Here is a 21,857-nt window from a genome sequence, read left to right on the forward strand (position 1 = left end):
AAGAGAAATGAGATTATAATAGTTATAACTTACAATTCAGAATAGCTCTCGATGGGAGGAATAATTCAATGTTATCAGAAAATGAAAAAAGAATTAAAGAGTTATGTCAAGAGTTAGGGCAATGTCTCTATGAGCAATCCCAAATTAAGAAATTTAATAACTTGGGAGAGATAGAGGAGACAGTCAGAGATTTAATGATTCATTATGTTAACCCAGAAATCGGTATTTTTTTGTCAAAACAAGCACAGAAGAAACTGCCGGTCGGACGAGAAAAGTGAAAAGTATTTTGGGGGAATTACCAATTACAGAAAAACAAGCGAAAAAATTAGAAATAAAGTCTCGGACTCAGATGAGTCCAATGTTAGAGAAGAACTGTTTGCTATTAAGTGGCGATGAATCCTACGAAAAATCGGCGCAGAAAATCAAATCATTGACAGGGATTGCTGTTTCTCACAGTACCCAACAACGCCTCGTACATCGATATGCTTTTGAAGAATTACCGTCTAACCCAGAAGTGGAAGTGGAAGAAATGAGCCTAGATGGCGGTAAGGTACGACTAAGAACTGCCAAGGGAAAAGCCTTAATTTGGCGTGATTATAAAGCAGTGAGTTTTCATCAACTGGGGGTAGCGGCTTTTTTTCAAGATAACTCAGCTTTATTAGATTTGGTTAATTCTCAAGTTTTGGCCAAGCCTTTAATTTGTTTAGGAGATGGACATGATGGTATCTGGAATTTATTTCGTGAGATCGGAGAGAAACAGGAAAGAATTGAAATATTGGATTGGTATCATTTAATCGAAAACCTCTATAAAGTTGGCGGGTCATTCCAGCGAATTGAGGAGGTAAAATGTTTTCTATGGAAGGGGGACGTGGACGCCGCTATCTCTTGTTGTGAAGGATGGTCAGAGCCGCAAGTTGAGAATTTTATTACTTATTTAAACAAGCATAAACATCGAATTGTCAATTATGGTTATTTGCAGGCAGAGGGGATTTCCATTGGCTCTGGCTCCGTCGAATCAAAAATTAAACAAATTGCTCATCGTCTTAAAATTACTGGTGCAAGTTGGCAATCTTGTAATGTACCGCAAGTCCTTCGTCATCGCTGTGCTTATCTAAATGGTTGCCTTTTTTAACTTTTTTATTGATCTCATTAAGCATTTCTACTTATTGCAAAGGTGAGATGCTCCCCATCAATTTTGTTTTGAGGGATAAAAAAAGAGCTAATCTGGAAGAAGTTATCCAACTTCAGACAAAAAAATGCCGAAGAAAAAATATATTGTAGATCTAACAGACTCCGAAAGAACTGAACTCGAGCAGCTAACCAAGAAAGGAAAAATAGCAGCTTACAAAATGAACCATGCCAGAATACTGCTTTTAGCAGACGTCAATCAACAGGAAGGTGGTTGGACTGACTCGAAAATTAGTGAAGCCTTAAATGTTGCTCAAGCCACCATTGAGAGAGTACGACAAAGATTTGTCGAGTCAGGAATTGAATCATCATTAACTCGAAAAAAGCAAGAACATCGCCGTGCCAAAATTATCGATGGGGAAAAGGAAGCAGATCTGATTGCCATCGCTTGTAGTGAAACACCAACGGGACGAGCAAAATGGACACTTCAAATGCTGGCAGATAAAATGGTCGAACTTGAATATGTGGAAAAAATATCACGAGAAACCATCAGAAAAACCTTAAAAAAAATGAATTGAAACCATGGCTGAATCAATCATGGGTCATTCCCCCAAAAGAATCAGCGGAGTTTGTCTGTGCCATGGAAGATGTCTTGGATATTTATCATAGTGAGTATGACCAGCAAAATCCCTGGCTGTGTTTTGATGAGAGTTGTAAACAATTAGTCAAAGAAACAAAAGAGAAAATACCAGCCGAACCGAGAGAACCAGAAAGGTATGACTATCAATATGAGCGTAATGGTGTAGCCAATATGTTTATGTTTTTTGAACCATTACAAGGTTGGCGACATGTAGAAGTTACACAACAAAGGACGGCGAGCGATTATGCACACCAAATGAAATATTTGGTTGATGAGCGTTATCCGGATGCCCAGAAAATTAGAGTAATTCAAGACAACTTAAATACTCATGTAAAAGCCTCATTATATAAAGCCTTTGAACCGGAAGAGGCCAAGAGAATTTTAGATAAACTCGAATTTCATTACACTCCCAAACATGGCAGCTGGTTAAATATGGCAGAAATTGAGTTGAGCGTTTTGAATCGTCAATGTCTCGATCGTCGTATCCCAGACATGGATAGTTTAAAACAAGAAATTAAGGCATGGGAAGAAAATCGAAATGAAAAGTCAAATTCAGTTGACTGGAGATTTACTAATGCTGATGCTCGTATTAAATTAAAAAAACTCTATCCCTCAATTCAAACTTGACAGACTACTAGTTTTTTACACACAATTCCTGATGGTTTAAAATAGCTTCTGATACCTCAATGAGTAGAAAAGCGATCGCATCTTGATGATCCGCGTCGGTTAAAATGGTTTCGAGGGTGCTAGGGGTGGGAATTTCGTCCCCATCTGCCAACATAAAGGAAATATGACCTTTTAAGGCTTCAGTTGCCATTTTTTTCGCTTCTTCGATGGTTTCTCCTGCACTAATAAGCTTTTACGCATTTAAGTTACATTGACAGCATTACCCTTATTTTTAAGTTTTCTACTCCATTTAATAATCAATCCCCCTTCATTTAAAAGCTGATTGACTACTTTTTCCAGTTCTTCTTTATTTTCAAATTCTCGATTAGCTATGTATTCTTTAGCGGAATGCCACACTAATTCTATTAGGTTGTAATCTGGACTATAAGCTGGTAAAAACTCTAGCCTAATATTGGGCAACTCTTTTTCCACCTGCTCAATAACATCTTTCTTTTTGTGATAACTAGCATTGTCTAATATAATGATAATCTTCGGCCCCTTTTCTCGAAAATCTTCGGGCAGATTTCCCAAGTTTATCCATTCTTGACGAATCTCTTCATGAAGTTTCTTTAATTGTTCATGGAAAGTTTCTGAATTTCCTTTTTTGATCATAAAACAGACTCTTTTTTTATCATTATATCTTAAGGCTCCCATCACATTCACCCTTCCTCTTTTTCTTTGCCCATTCACTTTTTTTCGCTTTCCTTTTTTTGTCCAAGCTCTCCTTCTTATTACTCTCAAACTAAATCCACATTCATGAGGGGCTGTGTGGCGAACCTGCGTCGCCACCTTGAAAGCCCCGTCCCAAAACCATACCTGGATTGACTCTGGCTTTTCTTTCGCTAACTTTAAATATTCATCTAATTTTTCTTTAAATGCTTTTCTTAATTTCTTGTCTTGCTTATCTTCTAGACTATATTTTGCCCAGATATACACATACTTTTTTCTTCTCAATATTCTTCTCACTTGCGAGCCACTCAGTTTAATTCCTGTTTCCTTTTCTAGATGCTCTGCTAATCTTGCCGCTGTCCATCTCCCGAATTCATATCCCAATTCCTTCGGGTCTTCATCAACTATTTTCAATAGTAAATTAATATATTCCTCTGTGGCTTTTTTATGATTTCCATTTTTTCTCCCATCTTCTAGACTTTCTATATTGTTAGGATCGCCATGAACACACCAATGGGCGACTGTTTTGAGTGAACAGCCAATAAACTCAGCTATTTCTCGTTGAGTTTTTCCGTCGTTTAGCAAGAGAAACATTAAAATTCTTTCCCTAACCTCTGCTCTTTCTTCTTCTTTAAGAGCTTTTTGTAAGTTTTTCTTTTCTTCTAAGTCTAGGAAATCTTTGGCTGGCATAAGTAGGAATTTTCTCAAGTTACTATTTCTATTTTAGGTGGTTTAAGTGCGTTTTAGCTTACAACCCGGAAAGTCATAAAATTGTACCCCATAATCACTATGGTTATCTTTATGAACGGTGGCTAAATAAGTAATCATTTATTTCTCCTTTATCATAATTTAATACTGGCTTGTTTTTCGATACTGATTAGGGTTTTAAGGGGAATATCCTTTTTAGGGTGAGGAACAGTCACTTTCCCTTTTTTATGGGGATGTTTAAAATGATGATGACTTCCTGTTGTACCTACTTGATACCATCCCTCATCCTTCAGTTTTTTGATAATTTCTCGACTTTCCATAATTGATGATTTCTATTTCACCCCCCTAATTGTTGTAAAATCTGCATCACCTTTTCATAGGCAGCCATATTATTCTGTTGGCGGAATAATATAGCTGCTTGTTGTCGGTCAATTTTTGCTTTTTCGGTTTGTCCTAAGATGGCATATAAAAGACCACGACTACGGATTATAGTAATCATAGCAATTATCGTCGATTGGGTTGACCCAAGGAAACTACTGTAGCGACTGTCTTGATTGTCAAGGGGTAACTCAAAAAACAATCAAGGAGTTGCTGTCGAACCTAAAATCTCAAGCCAGAAAAAAAGCGCAGCAAAAACTAAGTCGCTCAGGTTAAACCAAAGCAAGCGCAACCCTTGATCAGAGATAACAAAAAGTGTGAATCTCTAGGAACAAGGTGGTAAATTGTCAGCAAGCTGCCAAGGCTGATTTTGGCGAACCATTGCATTAAGAATAACTAAGATTTTCCGCACACAAGCAGTCAGAGCCAGTTTTTTTGATTTACCTCGTCCGACTAGGCGTTCGTAAAAAGTTTTAATCACCGGATTATGACGCATAGCTACCACCGCTCCCATGTAAAGAGTCGCCCGAATCTGAGCGCGACCTCCCTGAATCATTCGCTTACCTTTATGTTGACCACTATCAGGATTAATCGGTGCGACACCGACTAAGCGAGAGATTTGTTTGGCGGTTAATTGACCGAGTTCTGGTAAGTCGGAGACGAGAGTAGTAGAAATTACTTGACCAATCCCCGGCACGGTTTTTAGTAAATTGACTTTCTCGAGCCATTGTTGGTTAGCTTGGGTCAATTCCTCAATTTCTTGATTGAGTTTTTCGAGGCAGTTATCGAGATACTCAAGATGGGCTTCGATATCGACCAAAGCTTTACCGCGAGCGCGTTCCCGTCGGTTTTTTTCGGCAGTCCGCATCTCGACAAGTTGCCGGCGACGACTAATTAAGTCGCCCAATTGACGAGATTCTTCCGACTCAACCGCTAATATTTGCGGTTGCATTGCCTCGCCAAAATGAGCTAAGATTTGAGCGTCAATGGCATCGGTTTTGGCTAATTTACCAGTGGCTTTAGCAAAGTCTCTTCCTTGACGGGGATTGATTAAGGCGACGGGTAAACCCGCTGCTTGTAATTGAATCACCAGTTCAGTTTCTCAACCTCCTGTCGCTTCCAGAACGATGAGGTTGACAGTGTAGGATTTTAGGGTCTCGACCAGTTTAGCTCTGTCCTCCTTTGTGTTAGCAACTTTCATCGCTTTACCGAGGGGACGGAGGTAAACATCTAGGGTCGCTTTACTAATGTCAATGCCTACCCATTGAGAGATATTTTCCATGATTGAACCTAACTAAAGCAAGCAGAATTGATGGTTATTTTGGAGAGCATCCCCTTGATTTTACTCATCCTTGCCCGATACGGTCTCTTAGCTTAACAATTGATTGTTTTCGCCACGACCCCGGCGACTGTTCGAGTTTTGTCAGGGAGATTATGGTGGTGACCCTTGCTACGAAGCGGTCTTTTCCGACCAAGGTTGGGACGGTCTACCACCTCTCTCAATATACCTATCCATTAGTTACATCTTTCTTAACATAAAATTTGACAAAAAGAGAAAAGTGTGCCAGATGGCTCAAGGGGGTTCTATGGGGGAACTAATTTGATGAGATAGTTTCCAAGTCTGGCTGATATCATGTAACCTTCGCAGTCCCAACCAAATAGTTTTAACACCTGGTTCACCGTCACCTTTTCTACCTAAAAACCCCCCAAGAGAAGCAATCATTCTGACCGCTTCTCGAAAGGAGGGCGGCTTTTCAGGTGGCGGACTCTTTTTATGAATAGTGGCACACAAAGATTGCCATTCATGTTCTTCCAAAAAACTTTCACAACTCTCCTCTCCGTGTAAGCGTGCTTGATAGGTTAACCAAAGTAATCTCCAAGCTACAATTGAATAGGTAGCTAAGGCCATCTCAATTCTCCGACCCGTTTCTAATTGCAGTTTTTCTAATCCACAACCACTTTTTAAAACAAAATGATAGCGTTCTATTAACCAGCGATAACTATACCAGCGCACACAGGTTATCGCTGATTCAAAGCTACTAATGTCTAGGCTAGTTAAGAGGAGCCAACTGATAGGATTAACTCCAGGACGCGGATTTTCTTCTTCAGCTAAAATTACCTGTAATTTGACCGGTTGACGAGGGTTCGCTTTCGAGTGATGCTTAGGTACTTGTATTTCAAAACTGGCAAATCTAACTGTTAGTTTAGCTAGTCTAGCCTCGTGATTAGGATTGCGTTTTACTTGCACATCTAGGCTACCACAGGCTTTTATTTCTCTGATGGATTGATGTAAATATTTAGTCTCTGGATGCCCTGACCTTTGCTTGTCTTCGAGATAGTTAACTTTTCGGTTATGAGTTCCTCGAATTAATAAATGAGAGTTAGGATTTCTTGACTGGGCAAATAAATCAAATATGTCTGCCTCAGAATCTCCGATTGTTACTACTTGAATTTCTTCGGGTATTTGTTGTTGTGTTTCTGACAAAGAATCTAACCATCTTTGACTTTCTTTTTCTTGAGTTTCTCTTTTTTTTCTTTGCTTGGCAATCCCTAAATTCTTTTCTTCTCTTGCCCAGACATATTGATTAATCAGTCCTAAAGGTACTCCTTGCGCTGAGACTCCTAAGGTGGTATGAACTTTGAGACCAAAGGATGTTTTACAATCTAGATAACCCATTCCTTTTTTGGCTTTTTGCGTCATAAAGTCTAAACTTGTTGTGTCTTGCACTGCCAAAACTATTGGATGTTCTTTGATTCTTTCTACTGTACTTTTAGCTTGGGCGGCAATTATATCTGAGGGGTGAAAATAGGGGGAATTCCAAAAGTCGTAGGTGGCACTGGCGGCGGCTAGATTTCCCGAAGCTTGTGGCACACTTGTACTAGGTTGGCTGGCCAAGTTTTCTACGATACTGATTAACCTTTTCTTTCTTCTGGTGTCCCCTAGGTCTGCATACTGTAATTCTTGGGCTGCCCATTTCTCCATTTTTTTGCTTACCTCCACCTTAATTCCTTCTTTCAAAACTATACCTATCAATCGTTTCCCCTTTTTTTAAGTTTCTTCTCTTTTTGTTAAGAAAGATCTGACTAATGGATAGCTCAATATACAAGGTTGGGTTGAAGCATGAAACCCAACGCCCGCATGGGTTACGCTACCGCTAACCCATCCTACAAATAATTGTGCCTACCTACTTAATTGGCCACCTCAAAACCGGTAAAACCCCACACCCCACACCCTGCCCCCACCGAAAAACTTTTTCAGCAGACCCGAATTAAGCTTGTTGGTAGTGAGGATCAATTGCGATTAATTTATTAACAGTTTGATAGAATTCCTGCTGATAAAATTCCCGTTGATTGCCGTCGAGAGCATTAATTAATTGTTCTTGACAGTAACGACGATATTCCATTAAACTAATTTTTTCCATAGCTATAATAGCATTTTTGATCTGTTCTTCTGGCTGCAAAATTTCCCGACTGGTATTCTCATTTAAGTGAAATAAAGAATTAAAATCACGATTTTTGTCTGCGGTGATCATCAATAAATGATTCTGTAAAGCTGACATCAAATCTCTTGGTTTAGTAATTTGGGTTTCTAACTCTAGAATTACTTGCCATAACCAACGATAATCAGGGAGATTAAAAATTAAATCTTTTTCATCCAAAAGTTCACAAATGAGCCTCCGATATTCGGGGGAATGTAGATAGATTAATAATAATAACCATTCGGCTTTTTCTGTGCCATTTTTTTCCGATTTATCTAGAATATTTTTCCTCTTAATTGTTGGGGATTTTCCTTGAGGTTTATTAACCTGTTTAGAGAGATTTTTAAAAATATAAGGCAAACGAGCGGCATCTTTTTGAGCCAAAATTTCAGCACAATAATCTAGATAAAAAGTCCGTTGATTGCCGTCGATTAACTTTTGCAGCAAACTGACCATACTACTAGACACTTGTTGAAAATGTAGTCCCTGTTTTAAATCTTTGTTAACCAACATTTGCGATATTTGCCAATCAATCCAAAAAGGAGATTTTTCGATTAGTTCTCGATAACTATTCACCCCGTCAGCACGAGATTTAAGAAATTCATCGGCATCTTTACCATCGGGAAGATTGAGGATTTTTAGGTTAACTTGTCCTGAATAAACTAGGGAGTTAATTTCCTCGATCGCCCTTTGTGTGGCTTTAATTCCCGCTTGATCGGCATCAAAATTAAAGATTATTTGTTTACTTTCACTGTAGCGCAAAAGTAGCTTAATTTGCTCTTGACTTAAGGCTGTTCCTAAACAGGCAACCACATTAGTAATACCGGCAGCATGGAGAGCAATCGCATCAAAATAACCCTCCACAACTATCGCTAAATCTTGCTGAATAATTGTCTGTTTAGCTCGATGGAGAGCAAAGAGAGTTTTTCCCTTTTCAAATAGAGGAGTATCGGGAGAATTTAGATACTTTGGTTGTTCATTACCTAAAGTGCGACTACCAAAAGCGATCGCTCGTCCTTGGCTATCAAAAATAGGAATCATTAAACGATCTCGAAATTGATCGTAATAACCACTACCATTTTGACGCGCTTTAATTAATCCTGCTTGTGCCACTAAAGCCACAGGATAGCGCTTCTGTTCCACCAAATAACGATAGAGAGTTTCCCAACCTTGGGGAGAATATCCCAGTTGAAAATTAGCGATGGTTTCCGCGGTTAGTTGTCGTTGTACCTTGAGATAATCTAACGCTTTTTCCCCTTGAGGTTGACTAAGGGCGTGTTGATAAAAACTCACCGCCACGGCCATTATTTCGTATAATTGTTCCTTGAGGGATAATTTCTGTTCTAATTCCTGACGCTGTTCTACTGCCAGAGTTTTAATCGGGATTTGATACCTTCTAGCAAGATCGAAAACCACCTCACTAAAAGATTGTTTTCCCACCTCCATCAAGAATTTAATCCCGTTTCCCCCCGCACCACAGCCAAAACAGTAATACATTTGTTTGGCAGGACTAACCGTAAAACTGGGGGATTTTTCCTCGTGAAAAGGACATAAACCGACGTATTCCCGTCCCCTTTTTTTGAGGACGACTCTCTCGGAAATTAAATCCACAATATCAATTCTTTGTTTAACTTCTTCGATCGTATCCGGATGTAGTCGCGGTGTATCCATAATCAGTTATCAGTTATCAGTTATCAGTTATCAGTTATCAGTTATCAGTTATCAGTTATCAGTTATCAGTTATCAGTTATCAGTTATCAGTTATCAGTTATCAGTTATCAGTTATCAGTTATCAGTTATCAGTTATCAGTTATCAGTTATCAGTTATCAGTTATCAGTTATCAGTTATCAGTTATCAGTTATCAGTTATCAGTTATCAGTTATCAGTTATCAGTTATCAGTTATCAGTTATCAGTTATCAGTTATCAGTTATCAGTTATCAGTTATCAGTTATCAGTTATCAGTTATCAGTTATCTCAGTTATCAGTTATCAGTTATCAGTTATCAGTTATCAGTTATCAGTTATCAGTTATCAGTTATCAGTTATCAGTTATCAGTTATCAGTTATCAGTTATCAGTTATCAGTTATCAGTTATCAGTTATCAGTTATCAGTTATCAGTTATCAGTTATCAGTTATCAGTTATCAGTTATCAGTTATCAGTTATCAGTTATCAGTTATCAGTTATCAGTTATCAGTTATCAGTTATCAGTTATCAGTTATCAGTTATCAGTTATCAGTTATCAGTTATCAGGAGATTTGCTTTTATTTATTCTCCCCGTCTCCCCAATTCATAATTCATAATTCATAATTCCCACTCCTTCTCCCCCATCTCCCCACTGCGATGGCGGCATTTTGTCCTCCGAACCCGAAACTAAGACAGAGACAATTATGCAGGGAAAAATTAACAGCCGATCTAGTTAAATTTAATTGAAAAGGCGACTCGCGCACACCCACACAGGGGGGAATTAGCTGATTTTTCAGAGCCATTAAACAAAAAGCCACACCTAACGCCCCCGAAGCCCCTAAAGTGTGTCCTGTTGCGCCTTTTGTCGAGCTTACAGCCACTTGCGAGCCAAAAATGCTGGCGATCAGGTTTGCCTCCCGTTCATCGTTTAAACGGGTGCTAGTGCCGTGGGCGTGAATGTAATTAATTTCATCTTTTCTTAATTGACTTCTGTGCAAACATAGTTCTATGGCTTTGGTAGCACTATGATTATCCACCGCCGGGGCGCTAACATGATCGGCATCGCAGGTAAAACCATAGCCCAAAATTTGCCCGTAGATGGGGGCATTTCTGCTTAAAGCCAGTTCTTCCGATTCAAGGACTAAAATCGCCCCACCTTCCCCCAAAACCAAGCCTTCTCTAGCTATATCAAAAGGATAACAGCCCGTTTTCGCCAAAGCTCCCATCTGTTCAAATCCCACCAAAGTTAAGGGAGTGATCGGAGTTTCGATCGCCCCTGCTAAAACTCGGTCGCATTCTCCCATTTTAATTAATTCTACACCCTGGGCGAGCGACCAGATGCCCGTCGCACAGGCCGCCATGGGTGCTAAGACTGGGGCGCCGGTTTCTATCAATCTAGCGGTCAATACCGAGGTGCGATCGGGTAAACTGTCTAACCAGTTTTCTACTATTCCCGTCGCTGCCATCCGTTCCCATAAACCCTGACAACCGCGACTAGAACCGATAGTGACAGCACAATCCTTTAAGGGAGTCGTTAACTTCGCATCTTCAAGGGCGGCAATTAGGGCAATTTTGGTTAAATCCTCTAAAAATGCGGGTTTGTGACCGATTAAACCCAGGGGTAAAGCGGGTAAATCAGAGAAGGGTTGTTGCCTAGTTATACCAGTTTTGCCCTCTAGTAATCTTTGCCAACTCTGACTTAAATTTCCCAGAGAACTGATCAACCCAATTCCCGTCACCACAACATTCATTTATCATTTATCAGTTATCAGTTATCAGGTATCAGTGATCAGTGATCAGTTATCAGTTATCAGTTATCGGAATATTAAATGATTGGGGGGGGGGACGGCGAAGATTAAATTATCGAAAAAATCGGGTCTAAAACCTCGCCTTAAGGCGAAAAGTTTTTGGAGCGGGGCATAAATCCCCGTTACAAAAACGGACTCCTGCCCCCTGCCTCCGTTAACGTCGTGCGAACCCACCCTAACCGATCGCTATTTTTTCAGATTTTCTGCACCGGAAATAACTTTGGCCGAGTCAATTTTATCCCCTTGTTTGATCGTATCGACCACTTCCATTCCCTCAGTTACATAACCAAAAACGGCATAATCACCATCGAGGAAATTGATATCCGACAGGGCAAAATAAAACTGAGAAGAAGCGGAATTAGGCTGTTGAGAACGGGCCATGGCAATCGCACCGCGTTTATGGGGTAAAGCGACCATAGGAGTGCGGGCCGTGGCCTGTTGACCGATTGCTTGCCCATAAATCGGCTCTTTTTCGTCTTTGAGGAGAATTTCCAGGGGAACATAACGGGATTGCTTGGTTTCTGGATCGACAAAACCACCGGTTCCGCGACCTTGGGGATCACCCCCTTGGGCGACAAAAGGCTGCGGTTCTGTAACCACGCGATGGAAAGTTAAACCATTATAAAAACCTCTCCCCACCAGATCCACAAAGTTACCTGCGGTAATTGGGGCCGCATTGCCATCAATTTCGATCGTTACCGGTTTACCTTTGATGATCATCTCGACGACGGCAGTTCCATCTAAGCGGGGTTTGTGATTATCCATGTTGACACTGCCCGAACTGGCAGGTTGAGAAGTTTGGGTGATACTAGAATTATCGGGGGTGGAGTTAGCTTCTGGGGAAGAACAGCCGAAAAGTGTCGTCGTTGTGATCAAAAAAACACAAACCACAGACAGCCAGCCAGATTTTCTTATCTTCATCATTATTTTATAGCCAAAAAGAGCGAAAAAAGGACTACAATCCCTCTAGAGGAATTTCCAGAAAACGAGCGAGTTCCGCTCCTTGATTTTCCAATTCCGAGAGGGACATGGGATCACCGACGCGAGTTAAAGGGATATCACGACGCTGTTTAATCCGCAGGAATAGTTCCCGTTTTGGGTTGAGTCCTTCTCGCACTTCGGCCCGCACAGCTTGCACATCTTCGAGAGGCCAATCGAGATCAATGCGACGATTTTTGCCGGGGTAGCCCCAACGAAAGATTTTAACTTTGCCGGTTTCCTTGTTAAACTCGTTATAACCACCTCCGACATTCCAGAGGAGAGATAACCAGAGATAGATGGCTAAAAGCGTCCCCGCAGTGCCATAAAAGAGGAGAGCGACTCCTTGGGGAATAAATTGTAAGGAACTGGTATCGCTAACGAGAAGTAGATTGACCTTCAAATAACTGGAAAGACCAGCGAGGAGAAACCCTAGACCGCCAATAGAGACGATTACAGCCCAAAAATAGTTACTAGGGCGACGGGAACCCACTACTTCTCGCCGTAGGATCAGGCTATCTTTACTTGTTGTTTGCGCTTTCATGAATTCTTTTTAAGGTTGCCTAGAGTTATTTTACCAGCTTTTTTCTCCCCACTTCCCCAACCCCGACCTAGGGTGTTGATTGGGAGCGGAATGCCGCCAAAATCACTCATACACTTTTTCTCTGATTAAGATCAAGGGTACTCTGTACCGGCGATTGCCTTCCAGAAAAGGTGATAACCTTCCAGAAAAGTTATCGAAAATTTAGTTGGTTAATGCTTCGATTTCTTTGATTGCTTCGTCAATTCCTTCTTTAACTTTGCTCAATCCAGTTAAAAAGTATTGCCAATGACCGTGTTTGCCGTCGGCATTAATGGCATTACACCAGCGTTTAGCGGCTGCTTGCTTGACTTCCCTCAGTTCGTCCCATCCTTTAGTTTCTAGGATTAAATAGTTAGATTTAGCGGTCTTCAGACGGATAATAAAGTCTGGGATATAATCGTGGTCTTCCCCATTATGAAAATAGGGAATAGTAAACCCTAAGCGTTCATTTTTAACAAAGGCTGCAGTGGCGGGATGATTGTCAATAATATAGGCGGCTGCCTGTTCCCATTGATCGGTATCAGCCACCACACAGTTAAGGTGAGACTTGACTACCTCTCTCACAGGTTTGCCGGTGAAGAAGTTAATATCATCGGTTGAACCGTTGCCTAGATGTGCCTCAAATTTGGGGATTTCTGGGGCTTCTCCGGCGCCGGTATCGGGATAAATGGACTCCGAGAGTTTTTCAATTACCCAACCGTAATAGGGGGAAAGAAACAGATCGAGAATGTGAGCGGGTTCTACTACTTTAACCTTTTCAGTTAGGTAGCGATCGCAGATTTTTCTTAATTGGGGAAACAAGACATGAGGGGGTGCTTGACATTGCTCGGTTTGGCAGTAAGTTTGGGTTAAATCAGCAGCTAATTCAAAGACTAATTCCTGTAATCTTTTTCCCTGACGGTAAGGGTTGAGGTCAAGGCTTTCCAGTTTGCCCGGACCAGATAGGCTATGACGACCTTGGTTATTAGCTAGAGTCGCTTTAACTTGGACTTCGGGGGCAATTTTGAAGGGGTTAATTTCTAAAGCGGCGATGGTTGTCCAATCAACGGTGACTCGGTTTTGTACGGCTTGGGTATAGCCTTTAACTCTGGGAAATTCTAGGCGATATTGGGATTTTTGCGGCACTGAGTAAACATGATAGCGTTTTTCTGGCTGAGGTTTTGCCCCTTGGGGATTAGCTTTAAAGGGAACAACTTCAAAGGGAACTCCGAAAATTGTTGAAGTTTCTTCGGCAAATTTGTTATCCTCGGTGAGGTCATAACTGCGCCTTCTTAACCGGGAGCATCTCACTTACGCGATAAGTAATTATACTTAGCCTAAAAGCCACTCTTAATCGTGTCTTGGAACGAAATAGAGGCTTTTAAAGACTGCGTACATGGAGAATTAAAACAAGAATTACCCTCGAAAAGCCTATTTTTCCACTAAGTATTTATGCTCATTGCAAAGGTGAGATGCTCCCTTCTTAACCCCCTACCTACCACCTGCTCACAGAGTAATTGGGATTGAAAGGGACGAATCCCAATAATATGTTTTACGGTGGAACAATCCCAACCCTCCGTAAGCATTCCTACAGAAATTACACATTTTATATCGCGACCGGGGGGGTGAAACGGTCTAGCTAATTTCTCAGCTAGTTGGGCAAATCCTTCGGGATAAATATCGCGTCCTTGATCATCTTTTGTCCATTGAGTCTTACCAATGGTGTCTAAAGTAAAGCGCATCCATTTACTTTCATCGGATTTACTTTCACCCGATTCTAATTCTTCAACTACCTTAGAATCGACTCTAATCGTGTTAGTTTCTCCCTCGGTATTACGGAGCGATCGCAGGTTAGAGGAGGGTAAATCATTCGGTCTGATATCTTCTGCTATCCATTCATAGAGACATTTAGCAATCTTGGTATTCTTACAGACAATAATAAATACAGGCGGTCTGGGATCATCGGAGGCTGCCCATTCTTGTTTAATTTGTTCCCACTGTCCCCCTAATAAGGTGATGGGATGTTGCACATATTTGAGGATAGCTTCCGGTGTAGGATTTATTCCTTTACCCCGTTCAGATCGGGTCATTTTCTTCATTAACCATTCCCAGATATTAAAGTAAGCTAAATCTGAAACGGCTGCGCCGGTGGTATCTCTAACGGGTAATTGAGGAATTTTCACTAAACCTGCTTCAATGGCATCCATTAAACTAAAATCACTGACGACCCACTCAAAGGGTTTATTAGTATTTTGTTTGGAAGATTTTAAGTAATAGGGAGTAGCGGATAGATCTACACAGAAATTAATGCCTCGATATTTGTTAATTCTATCTAAACCCTCAAGCCAAATCGTGGCTTCTTTTTCTTGATATTTTTCCGATTCTTGCTCATCGCCAGCATCATTATTATCCGAAGATAACCGAGATATCCGATAAGCATGATGCGCCTCATCATTAAAGACTAAAATGTTACCTTTATTCCCCACTTCTTGGGTTAAGATTCGTTTAATCCAAGCGGCATCACTTTCTAAATAGCGGGTAATTTCTACCTTGACTTCTTTAAGATTTCCCTGTGTATCATATTTCTCCCCTCCTTCAGCGACTTTTAACCGACCTAATGCGATTTGCTGTCCTAAAGTTTCTTGGGTTAGATATCTTGTTCCCCTAGCAGTTTCGTTTTTAGCGGCAATCTTAATCACTTCGGCGGCGGTGGTTTTGACTCCCACTTTCACCACTTTGGCAGTGTCATTACCGGCAGTGGCAGGCGCTCGCTTTTCAAAAATATGCCAATTTGTCACCAAGACTTTACCCTGTCTCAGTTTATCCATCAGGTGAGAGGGTACGAGGTCACGGGTGCGATATAAAGAAGCTTCGCCGTTGTCGGGGTTGAGTTCCTGCAATCTGCTTTTAATGGTGATATTGGGACAGATAATCAGGACAACATCGGAGAATTTAGCGTTACTGCGATCTGCTACTTTATTGAGGATGGACCATGCTGCTAACATCCCCATCACTGTTGTTTTGCCGCTTCCAGTTGCCATCTTACAGGCGTAGCGGATGAAAGCTTTTAGGGTGGTGTCAATGGGGGTGTCTTGGGGGATATGAATCCCTTGGCGAAAGTCGGCCCGTGATTCAATCAGGAAAATGATGGTTTCTACTGCTTCTTTTTGAGCAAAAAATAGGCGATGTTCTCTTCCTTCTCGGTTCCAATAGTCCAATAGTTCTAAGGTAGTACGACTGACACCGGGATAGTTTTCGTTTCTCCATTCTTTGACTTTGTTCCTGATGTGGTTAACCAAGGTCATTTCATAACCAGGGAAAAATTGATCGGGGGGTGAAAGTTTGAGAACTTTTCCTAATTCCCATTCGCTGTCACCTTCCCGGGGGGGATAGACAATAGCCGGTCTTCTCCCTTCTTTTAATTCTGGTTCATAACCTTCTCGGATGAACCAATAACGGGAGGGTTCATCAAAGGGTGAGTTGAGAATCGGTTCGTTGACTTCGTAGGACATAGGGTTATTTAGGATTTTTTTCTTATGTATTAACTCAAGGCAAACTCGGTTAAACTACGTTTATAGGGAGCCTGAAAACCTAAGACTATATCTTGTTTAGGAACACCAGCAGCGATTAATTGATTGGCAATGCCGATTTCTGTTCCATCTCTTTGAATCCAGATTTTGTCATCTTTTATGTCAAGATGAATAATCACACCATAGATTCGCTTTTGCTCTTTCCACCCAATATTTAAGACTTGGTAATGATGGCGTTTTGTGTCAAAAACAAGTTGAGTTTCTGTGTCATTTTTGCTGTCATTAACTGAATGTTGGGTGAGAATGTCTTGAATCAGTTGAGAGTAGTTTATTCTTTCCATAATACCGCCTCTTGTTTGAGAGAATTAAAGATTAAGAGTTTATTTTATATTCGGCTACAGCGTCTTGAATAAATTGACGAGAGAAAAAGTCCTCATAGGTATCTTGAGGAATGGCTAGATAAAGAATCCTTTCGGGTTGTTCCTGTTTTAATGCTAACCGATAATTGAGGATTTGTCCTAATGCGAGATGAAATTCGGTGACTTCTGATGCGCCTAAAAAAGATTTAATCTCTAGGGCAATTTTTTGACCTGCCTTTTCGGCGGCAATTAATCTTTCCGCGCCTAAGTCGATGTAAAATTCTACGTCATTGACTTTAAGATAAAGGGGATCATGGGTGATATTCCAGCCATCTTTTTCGAGGGCAATACACACGGATTGATTAAAAATATCTTTGGCTGACATAGAATTTTCTAAGTATAAGCAAGCTCGATAAACGGCTGATTTAACTTCATCAAGGGTTCATCAAAAGGTGAGTTGAGAATCGGTTCGTTGACTTCGTAGGACATTTCGATTTTTGATTTTGGATTGATTAATTTTCTAATAAATCTTGAGGTTGAATGATGGTGATGTGAGGAACAAGGATGAAATCATCAGGATTAAAGGTTAGTAAATGAGTAATATTATGGGATTGCATTACGGCTAACAGCCTGATGTCATGGGTTCGTTTTCCTTTAATGTTATGATTAACGACCAGTTGAAACCAGTGGAGAAAAATCTCTGGGGTTTCTTCTAATAAAGAGAATTGAGAAAGAAGATTGTTAATTTCTTGTTGCGTTTGTTGTGGATTCCAACCTAGACCATTAACATCAAGTGGACGAGTAGCAACTACCCAAAATTCAATTAATACTTGAGAGGTAATCAAACAAGTGTCACCGTGTTGAAGGATATAGTTAATAGCATCTCTAACCAGAGAATACTGAGAGGAATTCCGGTCACTGCCTCGTAAAAGAATGTTGGTATCCAGTAAATATTGAGTCATTCGTCTTCGTACATACTGTCTCGGTGTAAGGCTTCATCGGGTAAGGGAGGATTAGAGGATTTATGACTATCAACCCATGCTAACCAATTAGCAGATCGTTGTTCTGGGGTTAAATTAGGATTGGGTTTAGGCAGGGTTGACTTTTGGCTCAGGAATTGGGTAAAGTCTAAGACTTCCTGTTGTTTGTCTGGGGGTAATTTTCGGAGATATTCTATAACATTTTTTTCGATATTCATAGAGTTATTTTATTGAACATTAAGTGTAACTTCTCACTCTTTAATATTAAATCCTATATTTCGATTGGGTTATTTTCTGAATGGCTCTCCCAGGTTTGGTGGGTAAAATGTATTCTAAGATACATTCCTCCTAGCGAGGGGGTGGAACGAACCACAAAGACACAAAGGACACAAAGATCGATCCTATGTAAGTTAAACTCATCACACAGAACCTAGAAGAGCCTCTGAATTAGTCATAACTCTACCTCTTACAAACTTTTAACCACTAACAACTCATTCCCCCGGTCATCAATCACCTTAACGGCAATTTGCCGATGTTCTCCCACGGCAAAAGGTGCGCTGGTTGTCCCTGCTAGATGTTCCCAGACTGATTCCTCATAGGTTCCCTTTAAAGCTTTCTTAATCGAATCCCAAGCGCCGGTACGGGGAAAAAATGCCTGATTGACGTGGAAACATAGGCCGTTGTAGTCAGTATCGAGAAACCAAGCGGGGACATTCTTACCCGGTTCTGAGTCCACTTTCATTGTAACCGGGTCAAACACATCCAAACCCAATAACTCCACTTGATATTTACCCTCAGGGATGGGATTAATCCTAATCTCTGGCAGTCCACAGACGCTGAATATCTGGGAACTCCTCATGTTTTTGAGTAAATCCCCCATCAGCAGGTCTGGAGTTGCTTGGATGTAAGTCGCGGGAATCCCCACCGTATCCTGACAGTGTTCTACAAACTGACGAGCGCTAGGAGCGATCGCAAAGCCAAGGACGAACAGATGAGCGTATTGTTTATGATAGGCTTCCCCAGCCGCTCTGTAAATCGGCTGTTCTGCGATCGCTCCGTTCTCTGGTCCGAATAGAAACGCCACCGGTTTCTGGGAGAGGGGAAGCTGATTCAGGTTTGCTTCTAGGGCCTCATCTACCACCTCCCCCAAGGTAGCACCTTCTAAATCACTAGCTTTGACCATTGCTTCGGCCGATAGATTCTGGGTTCGCGTCGGCTGTCGCACGTTGTTTAGGGTGATGGTGCGGTTCCCAGACAGACGCAACACGGGAGATTTCCGCAGAATTTCCAACATCCGTTCTTCATAGGGACCGCTATTGTCGATTACCACCGCTGCGCTTTCCGGTTCGTCTTCCATCTCCACCGGAGGCGGTATGGTTCCCTCGATGGTGAAGGGACTACACACCCGCACAATACTGTTATCTACTTCGGGACGGTCAACTAAGATTTCCGATTCGGGGGGTTCATTGTTAGCGATACTTTTCAGGGTGATGTGTGGGACTATTCCCCCAATTTCTTCCCCTTTACTGTTCTGTTTTCTCTTGTAGATAAAACCCCCCGTCGGTGAGTTATTATCTTTCAGTTGATACCAAGGAAAGGTGGCGGTTAATAGTCTCTGTCTGGCTAAGGCTAAGGGTACTCTACTGACATCACAGGTTATCCATCTTCTCCCCCATTGTTCGGCAACGTAGGCGGTTGTCCCACTTCCACAATTATGAACGGTACAAACTTCAGTAATAAAAGAGTGGACAGTTTCAATCTCTAAATCATAGACTGTTTCCGTCGTTATTTCCGATTCTAAATCTTTAATTTCACAGGGTATTTGTTCCCTGCCAAAATAAACAATATCACCGATTTTTAAAGTATCAGCCCGTCGCCATTCTTTGTAATGATCTTCTGAAGGTTCAACCGCAGCCAATGTGGCTTTAATTGTCTCTAATACTCCCGTCAAATTATGATAAATTTCTTGATTATTGAATCGCAAAATATTTAATCCCAAAGAGTTTAAATAAGTATCTCTTTCTTGGTCATAAACTGTCGCATCTGGCCTATAATGGCTATCTCCATCTACTTCAACAATACAACCCTTTTCTCTTGCATAAAAGTCGGTAATATAACGTCCAATAGGATGTTGACGGCGGAATTTAACTCCTAATTGATTTCCTTTGATTTCTTGCCATAATTTAGCTTCGGCTGGAGTCGCTTCTTTTCTCATTTCTCTAGCTAAACCAAAATTATTTTTAGGAATATGTTCCCAATTGCGATCGCCTCCATAACTGGTTGTCCGTTTTTGACATAAGACTCGATGATCTCCCGTTACCCAGAGGATTTGCTGACAAAGGTGGTGACGAATCCCGATCATTTTCCCTTGATGGGTTTTGCTGATAGTACGAAGAATCCGATGAGGTTGCAGATCATGTCCGATGACATAATCTCCCGGTTGTAATTTTTCTATTTCTAAAGCCCCCCCTTGCCCTCCTAAAGCCCCCCCGATGTCGGGGGGGTTGGGGGGGTAGCTCCCCGGTATCTGAGATTTTACCCCCCCCTGCCCCCCTTGCCCTCCTAAAGCCCCCCCGATGTCGGGGGGGTTGGGGGGGTAGCTCCCCGGTGTCTGAGATTTTACCCCCCCCTGCCCCCCTTGCCCTCCTAAAGCCCCCCCGATGTCGGGGGGGTTGGGGGGGTAGCTCCCCGGTGTCTGAGATTTTACCCCCCCCTGCCCCCCCTTCAAAGGGGGGGAGTTAGTTGGTTGGTGGGGAATAAGGATTTTTGTACCTTTTCTTAGACAGGTGATATCTAATACTAAATCGCCGGGGTCGGTGGTCATTAATAGACAGCGTTGGATGACTTTATTTGATGTTTGAACTACATAACTAGCTTGATATGCACCTTCTGTATCATTCCAAAAATTAGTAATTCTTGAAACTGGATAATCATCATGATACAAAACATAAGTCAAGGCTTTACTTGTTTCATAAAGACGATTATATTTAGCTAAATTATCCATTCCTTCTTTATTAGTGCGCCAGCTTTTTCCTGTACCAGGCGAATATTTAGTTCCGTTAAATTCAAAAACAAAATCACCAGTAGTAAAATAACCACTTGGCCTTAAATCTAAAGGGATAAAAACTTTACTACCTTCAGGTATTGTATCAGGAGTATTTCTTTCTTCTGTTGTCATTGTGCGTCTTTCTCCATTAGGTAACTCGATATATCTCCAATGATGATCTTCTCGCCAGTCTTTAAAAGCAAATAAAGAATGACATTTTAAATTTTTAATACATTTTGCATAGAAAATAATATGATCCCCTACTGTTTCAATAGTAGATGTATTACCCATTGTCATTTTTTTTGTTTTATAAGTAATATTTGCTACAAAATTCTCCCCACCAAAAACCTCATCCATCAATTCCCGAACATGATGAACATTCTCATCGGAAATCTGCACAAAAACACTCCCGCTATCAGTCAACAACTCCCGGGCCAACAACAAACGATCGCGTAAATAACTCAGATAGGAATGTAACCCTAATTCCCAAGTATCTCGATAAGCTTGCACCATCTCCGGTTCGCGGGTGAAATCATCGTCATCGTTGTGTTTAACGTCGCGTTTTCTCACAAAAGGCTGAAAATTAGAACCAAATTTTACCCCGTAGGGAGGGTCAATATAAATCATCTGCACCTTACCCCCCATCCCCTCATATTGTAGTAGGGAGTTCATTGTCACCAACGAGTCACCGAGAATCATCCTATTTACCCATTTATCGTGGTACTCGTAAGCTCGGAGAATCTGGTCAGTAATTGACCATTTAGGGTCATTAAATAGATTCAATTGTTCCCCTTTTTCCACCTTGTGGGATTTCAGGGTTTCAATAATTGCCCTAGTGGATAAACGTTCATGGACAAATAGAGGTAAAGTTGGCACTTGAAAAGATAACCTTTCGGCCTTTCCTGTCCAATTTAAAAACGGTTCACCGATTGCCTTGAGTTTACGCGCTGCTATTTTGGCGGTTTCTAAATCTTCTGCCGCGAGAATTTGCTCAATTAAGGCCTCAGCTTCTTCTCGTGCGGGGTTTTCATCCCAGTTTAACTCTGGGGACAAAGAGGAATCATAACGATAGGTGACAGGGGGTTTCTTTTTCTTGAAGTGGGGTTCCGTGCCAATATCGGGGCGCTGGGGATGTTCCTCGCCATGGTTGTAACTTTTGGCTTCCGTTTGCTTGTTCGTCTTCTTGGGCATTAGCAACTCTTCCTCCATGGCGAGGTCAATCTTTATTGTAACCCTTTAA

Annotated in this window: 17 protein-coding genes and 4 pseudogenes; 3 read left to right on the forward strand and 18 right to left on the reverse strand. The window is 41.3% G+C overall.

Annotation, left to right across the window (positions count from 1 at the left end; translation table 11 throughout):
- The first annotated feature begins 68 nt into the window (after positions 1 to 68).
- Together B5D77_RS22445 and B5D77_RS26045 are read left to right on the forward strand one after the other, a co-directional pair.
- Positions 69 to 1,132, forward strand: a protein-coding gene (locus tag B5D77_RS22445; RefSeq protein WP_106908108.1) for an ISKra4 family transposase whose coding sequence is annotated in 2 segments (ribosomal slippage) — positions 69 to 225 and positions 225 to 1,132 — 1,065 coding nt in all. Because the reading frame shifts where the segments join, the coding sequence is not laid out codon by codon here.
- A gap of 124 nt (positions 1,133 to 1,256) precedes the next feature.
- A protein-coding gene (locus B5D77_RS26045; RefSeq protein ID WP_159036943.1) for an IS630-like element ISMae29 family transposase occupies positions 1,257 to 2,395 on the forward strand; the annotation gives its coding sequence in 2 pieces (ribosomal slippage) (positions 1,257 to 1,689 and positions 1,689 to 2,395; 1,140 coding nt in all).
- A gap of 7 nt (positions 2,396 to 2,402) precedes the next feature.
- On the opposite strand, the pseudogene B5D77_RS22460 reads toward B5D77_RS26045, so the two are convergent.
- The 8 genes and pseudogenes from B5D77_RS22460 to dnaG form a co-directional block, all read right to left on the reverse strand.
- Positions 2,403 to 2,621 (reverse strand): annotated as a pseudogene (locus B5D77_RS22460) (type II toxin-antitoxin system HicB family antitoxin); the annotation flags it as partial.
- Between the two features lie 14 nt (positions 2,622 to 2,635).
- The gene (locus tag B5D77_RS22465) at positions 2,636 to 3,793 is read right to left on the reverse strand and encodes an IS630-like element ISMae23 family transposase (RefSeq protein WP_106908062.1); all 1,158 of its coding nucleotides are present in this window, start codon (positions 3,791 to 3,793) and stop codon (positions 2,636 to 2,638) included.
- Between the two features lie 60 nt (positions 3,794 to 3,853).
- Positions 3,854 to 3,931: pseudogene (locus B5D77_RS22470) on the reverse strand (HicB family protein); the annotation flags it as partial.
- 14 nt (positions 3,932 to 3,945) lie between these two features.
- Entirely contained in the window at positions 3,946 to 4,131 is a 186-nt protein-coding gene (locus tag B5D77_RS22475) for a type II toxin-antitoxin system HicA family toxin (protein WP_106909681.1), read from the reverse strand.
- 17 nt (positions 4,132 to 4,148) lie between these two features.
- Positions 4,149 to 4,310, reverse strand: a complete 162-nt coding sequence (locus tag B5D77_RS26365; protein ID WP_172456648.1) for a hypothetical protein — start codon at positions 4,308 to 4,310, stop codon at positions 4,149 to 4,151.
- Positions 4,311 to 4,514: 204 nt separating this feature from the next.
- Positions 4,515 to 5,471, reverse strand: a pseudogene (locus tag B5D77_RS26780) (IS110 family transposase).
- A gap of 291 nt (positions 5,472 to 5,762) precedes the next feature.
- The gene (locus B5D77_RS22480; protein ID WP_106910052.1) at positions 5,763 to 7,172 is read right to left on the reverse strand and encodes an IS4 family transposase; all 1,410 of its coding nucleotides are present in this window, start codon (positions 7,170 to 7,172) and stop codon (positions 5,763 to 5,765) included.
- 286 nt (positions 7,173 to 7,458) lie between these two features.
- Entirely contained in the window at positions 7,459 to 9,339 is a 1,881-nt protein-coding gene (gene dnaG, locus B5D77_RS22485; protein WP_008198952.1) for a DNA primase, read from the reverse strand.
- Here dnaG and B5D77_RS26050 point away from each other — a divergent pair.
- Positions 9,248 to 9,964: a hypothetical protein gene (locus tag B5D77_RS26050; protein ID WP_159036988.1), complete on the forward strand. Its 717-nt coding sequence runs from the start codon at positions 9,248 to 9,250 to the stop codon at positions 9,962 to 9,964. The genes dnaG and B5D77_RS26050 overlap by 92 nt on opposite strands.
- Position 9,965: 1 nt before the next feature.
- Here the strand turns inward: B5D77_RS26050 and B5D77_RS22500 are convergent, their stop codons facing one another.
- The 10 genes and pseudogenes from B5D77_RS22500 to B5D77_RS27505 form a co-directional block, all read right to left on the reverse strand.
- Positions 9,966 to 11,105 (reverse strand): beta-ketoacyl-ACP synthase, encoded by a 1,140-nt coding sequence (locus B5D77_RS22500; protein ID WP_008198984.1) that lies wholly within the window; start codon positions 11,103 to 11,105, stop codon positions 9,966 to 9,968.
- Positions 11,106 to 11,348: 243 nt separating this feature from the next.
- Positions 11,349 to 12,086: a peptidylprolyl isomerase gene (locus B5D77_RS22505; RefSeq protein WP_106909682.1), complete on the reverse strand. Its 738-nt coding sequence runs from the start codon at positions 12,084 to 12,086 to the stop codon at positions 11,349 to 11,351.
- 31 nt (positions 12,087 to 12,117) lie between these two features.
- The gene (locus B5D77_RS22510; protein ID WP_008198988.1) at positions 12,118 to 12,684 is read right to left on the reverse strand and encodes a photosystem I assembly protein Ycf4; all 567 of its coding nucleotides are present in this window, start codon (positions 12,682 to 12,684) and stop codon (positions 12,118 to 12,120) included.
- Positions 12,685 to 12,885: 201 nt separating this feature from the next.
- Positions 12,886 to 14,013, reverse strand: coding sequence for a hypothetical protein (locus B5D77_RS22515; protein ID WP_216824547.1), 1,128 nt, complete (start codon positions 14,011 to 14,013; stop codon positions 12,886 to 12,888).
- A 131-nt stretch (positions 14,014 to 14,144) separates the two neighbouring features.
- Positions 14,145 to 16,214, reverse strand: a complete 2,070-nt coding sequence (locus B5D77_RS22520; RefSeq protein WP_253882703.1) for a DEAD/DEAH box helicase family protein — start codon at positions 16,212 to 16,214, stop codon at positions 14,145 to 14,147.
- A 29-nt stretch (positions 16,215 to 16,243) separates the two neighbouring features.
- Complete coding sequence (locus tag B5D77_RS22525) at positions 16,244 to 16,573, reverse strand: XisI protein (protein ID WP_106909683.1); 330 nt, start codon at positions 16,571 to 16,573, stop codon at positions 16,244 to 16,246.
- Positions 16,561 to 16,976 (reverse strand): annotated as a pseudogene (locus B5D77_RS22530) (XisH family protein). The gene B5D77_RS22525 and the pseudogene B5D77_RS22530 overlap by 13 nt, the downstream one beginning before the upstream one ends.
- A gap of 127 nt (positions 16,977 to 17,103) precedes the next feature.
- Positions 17,104 to 17,553, reverse strand: a complete 450-nt coding sequence (locus tag B5D77_RS22535; RefSeq protein WP_008198999.1) for a type II toxin-antitoxin system VapC family toxin — start codon at positions 17,551 to 17,553, stop codon at positions 17,104 to 17,106.
- Positions 17,550 to 17,789 (reverse strand): DUF2281 domain-containing protein, encoded by a 240-nt coding sequence (locus B5D77_RS22540; RefSeq protein ID WP_008199001.1) that lies wholly within the window; start codon positions 17,787 to 17,789, stop codon positions 17,550 to 17,552. Before B5D77_RS22540 ends, B5D77_RS22535 begins: the two co-directional genes overlap by 4 nt.
- Before the next feature lie 248 nt (positions 17,790 to 18,037).
- Entirely contained in the window at positions 18,038 to 21,808 is a 3,771-nt protein-coding gene (locus B5D77_RS27505; protein ID WP_254053006.1) for a DUF559 domain-containing protein, read from the reverse strand.
- Positions 21,809 to 21,857 lie beyond the last annotated feature (49 nt).

The sequence above is a fragment of the Microcystis sp. MC19 genome (assembly GCF_003019735.1).
In the GTDB taxonomy this organism is placed as follows: Bacteria; Cyanobacteriota; Cyanobacteriia; order Cyanobacteriales; family Microcystaceae; genus Microcystis.

Coding starts and splice junctions, on each gene's coding strand:
- B5D77_RS22500 (WP_008198984.1), bottom strand. CDS start 11,105: ATGAATGTTGTGGTGACGGGAATTGGGTTGATCAGTTCTCTGGGAAAT.
- B5D77_RS26365 (WP_172456648.1), bottom strand. CDS start 4,310: ATGATTACTATAATCCGTAGTCGTGGTCTTTTATATGCCATCTTAGGA.
- B5D77_RS22525 (WP_106909683.1), bottom strand. CDS start 16,573: ATGGAAAGAATAAACTACTCTCAACTGATTCAAGACATTCTCACCCAA.
- B5D77_RS22480 (WP_106910052.1), bottom strand. CDS start 7,172: ATGGAGAAATGGGCAGCCCAAGAATTACAGTATGCAGACCTAGGGGAC.
- B5D77_RS22540 (WP_008199001.1), bottom strand. CDS start 17,789: ATGAATATCGAAAAAAATGTTATAGAATATCTCCGAAAATTACCCCCA.
- B5D77_RS22520 (WP_253882703.1), bottom strand. CDS start 16,214: ATGTCCTACGAAGTCAACGAACCGATTCTCAACTCACCCTTTGATGAA.
- B5D77_RS22465 (WP_106908062.1), bottom strand. CDS start 3,793: ATGCCAGCCAAAGATTTCCTAGACTTAGAAGAAAAGAAAAACTTACAA.
- B5D77_RS22510 (WP_008198988.1), bottom strand. CDS start 12,684: ATGAAAGCGCAAACAACAAGTAAAGATAGCCTGATCCTACGGCGAGAA.
- dnaG (WP_008198952.1), bottom strand. CDS start 9,339: ATGGATACACCGCGACTACATCCGGATACGATCGAAGAAGTTAAACAA.
- B5D77_RS27505 (WP_254053006.1), bottom strand. CDS start 21,808: ATGCCCAAGAAGACGAACAAGCAAACGGAAGCCAAAAGTTACAACCAT.
- B5D77_RS22535 (WP_008198999.1), bottom strand. CDS start 17,553: ATGACTCAATATTTACTGGATACCAACATTCTTTTACGAGGCAGTGAC.
- B5D77_RS22505 (WP_106909682.1), bottom strand. CDS start 12,086: ATGATGAAGATAAGAAAATCTGGCTGGCTGTCTGTGGTTTGTGTTTTT.
- B5D77_RS22475 (WP_106909681.1), bottom strand. CDS start 4,131: ATGGAAAGTCGAGAAATTATCAAAAAACTGAAGGATGAGGGATGGTAT.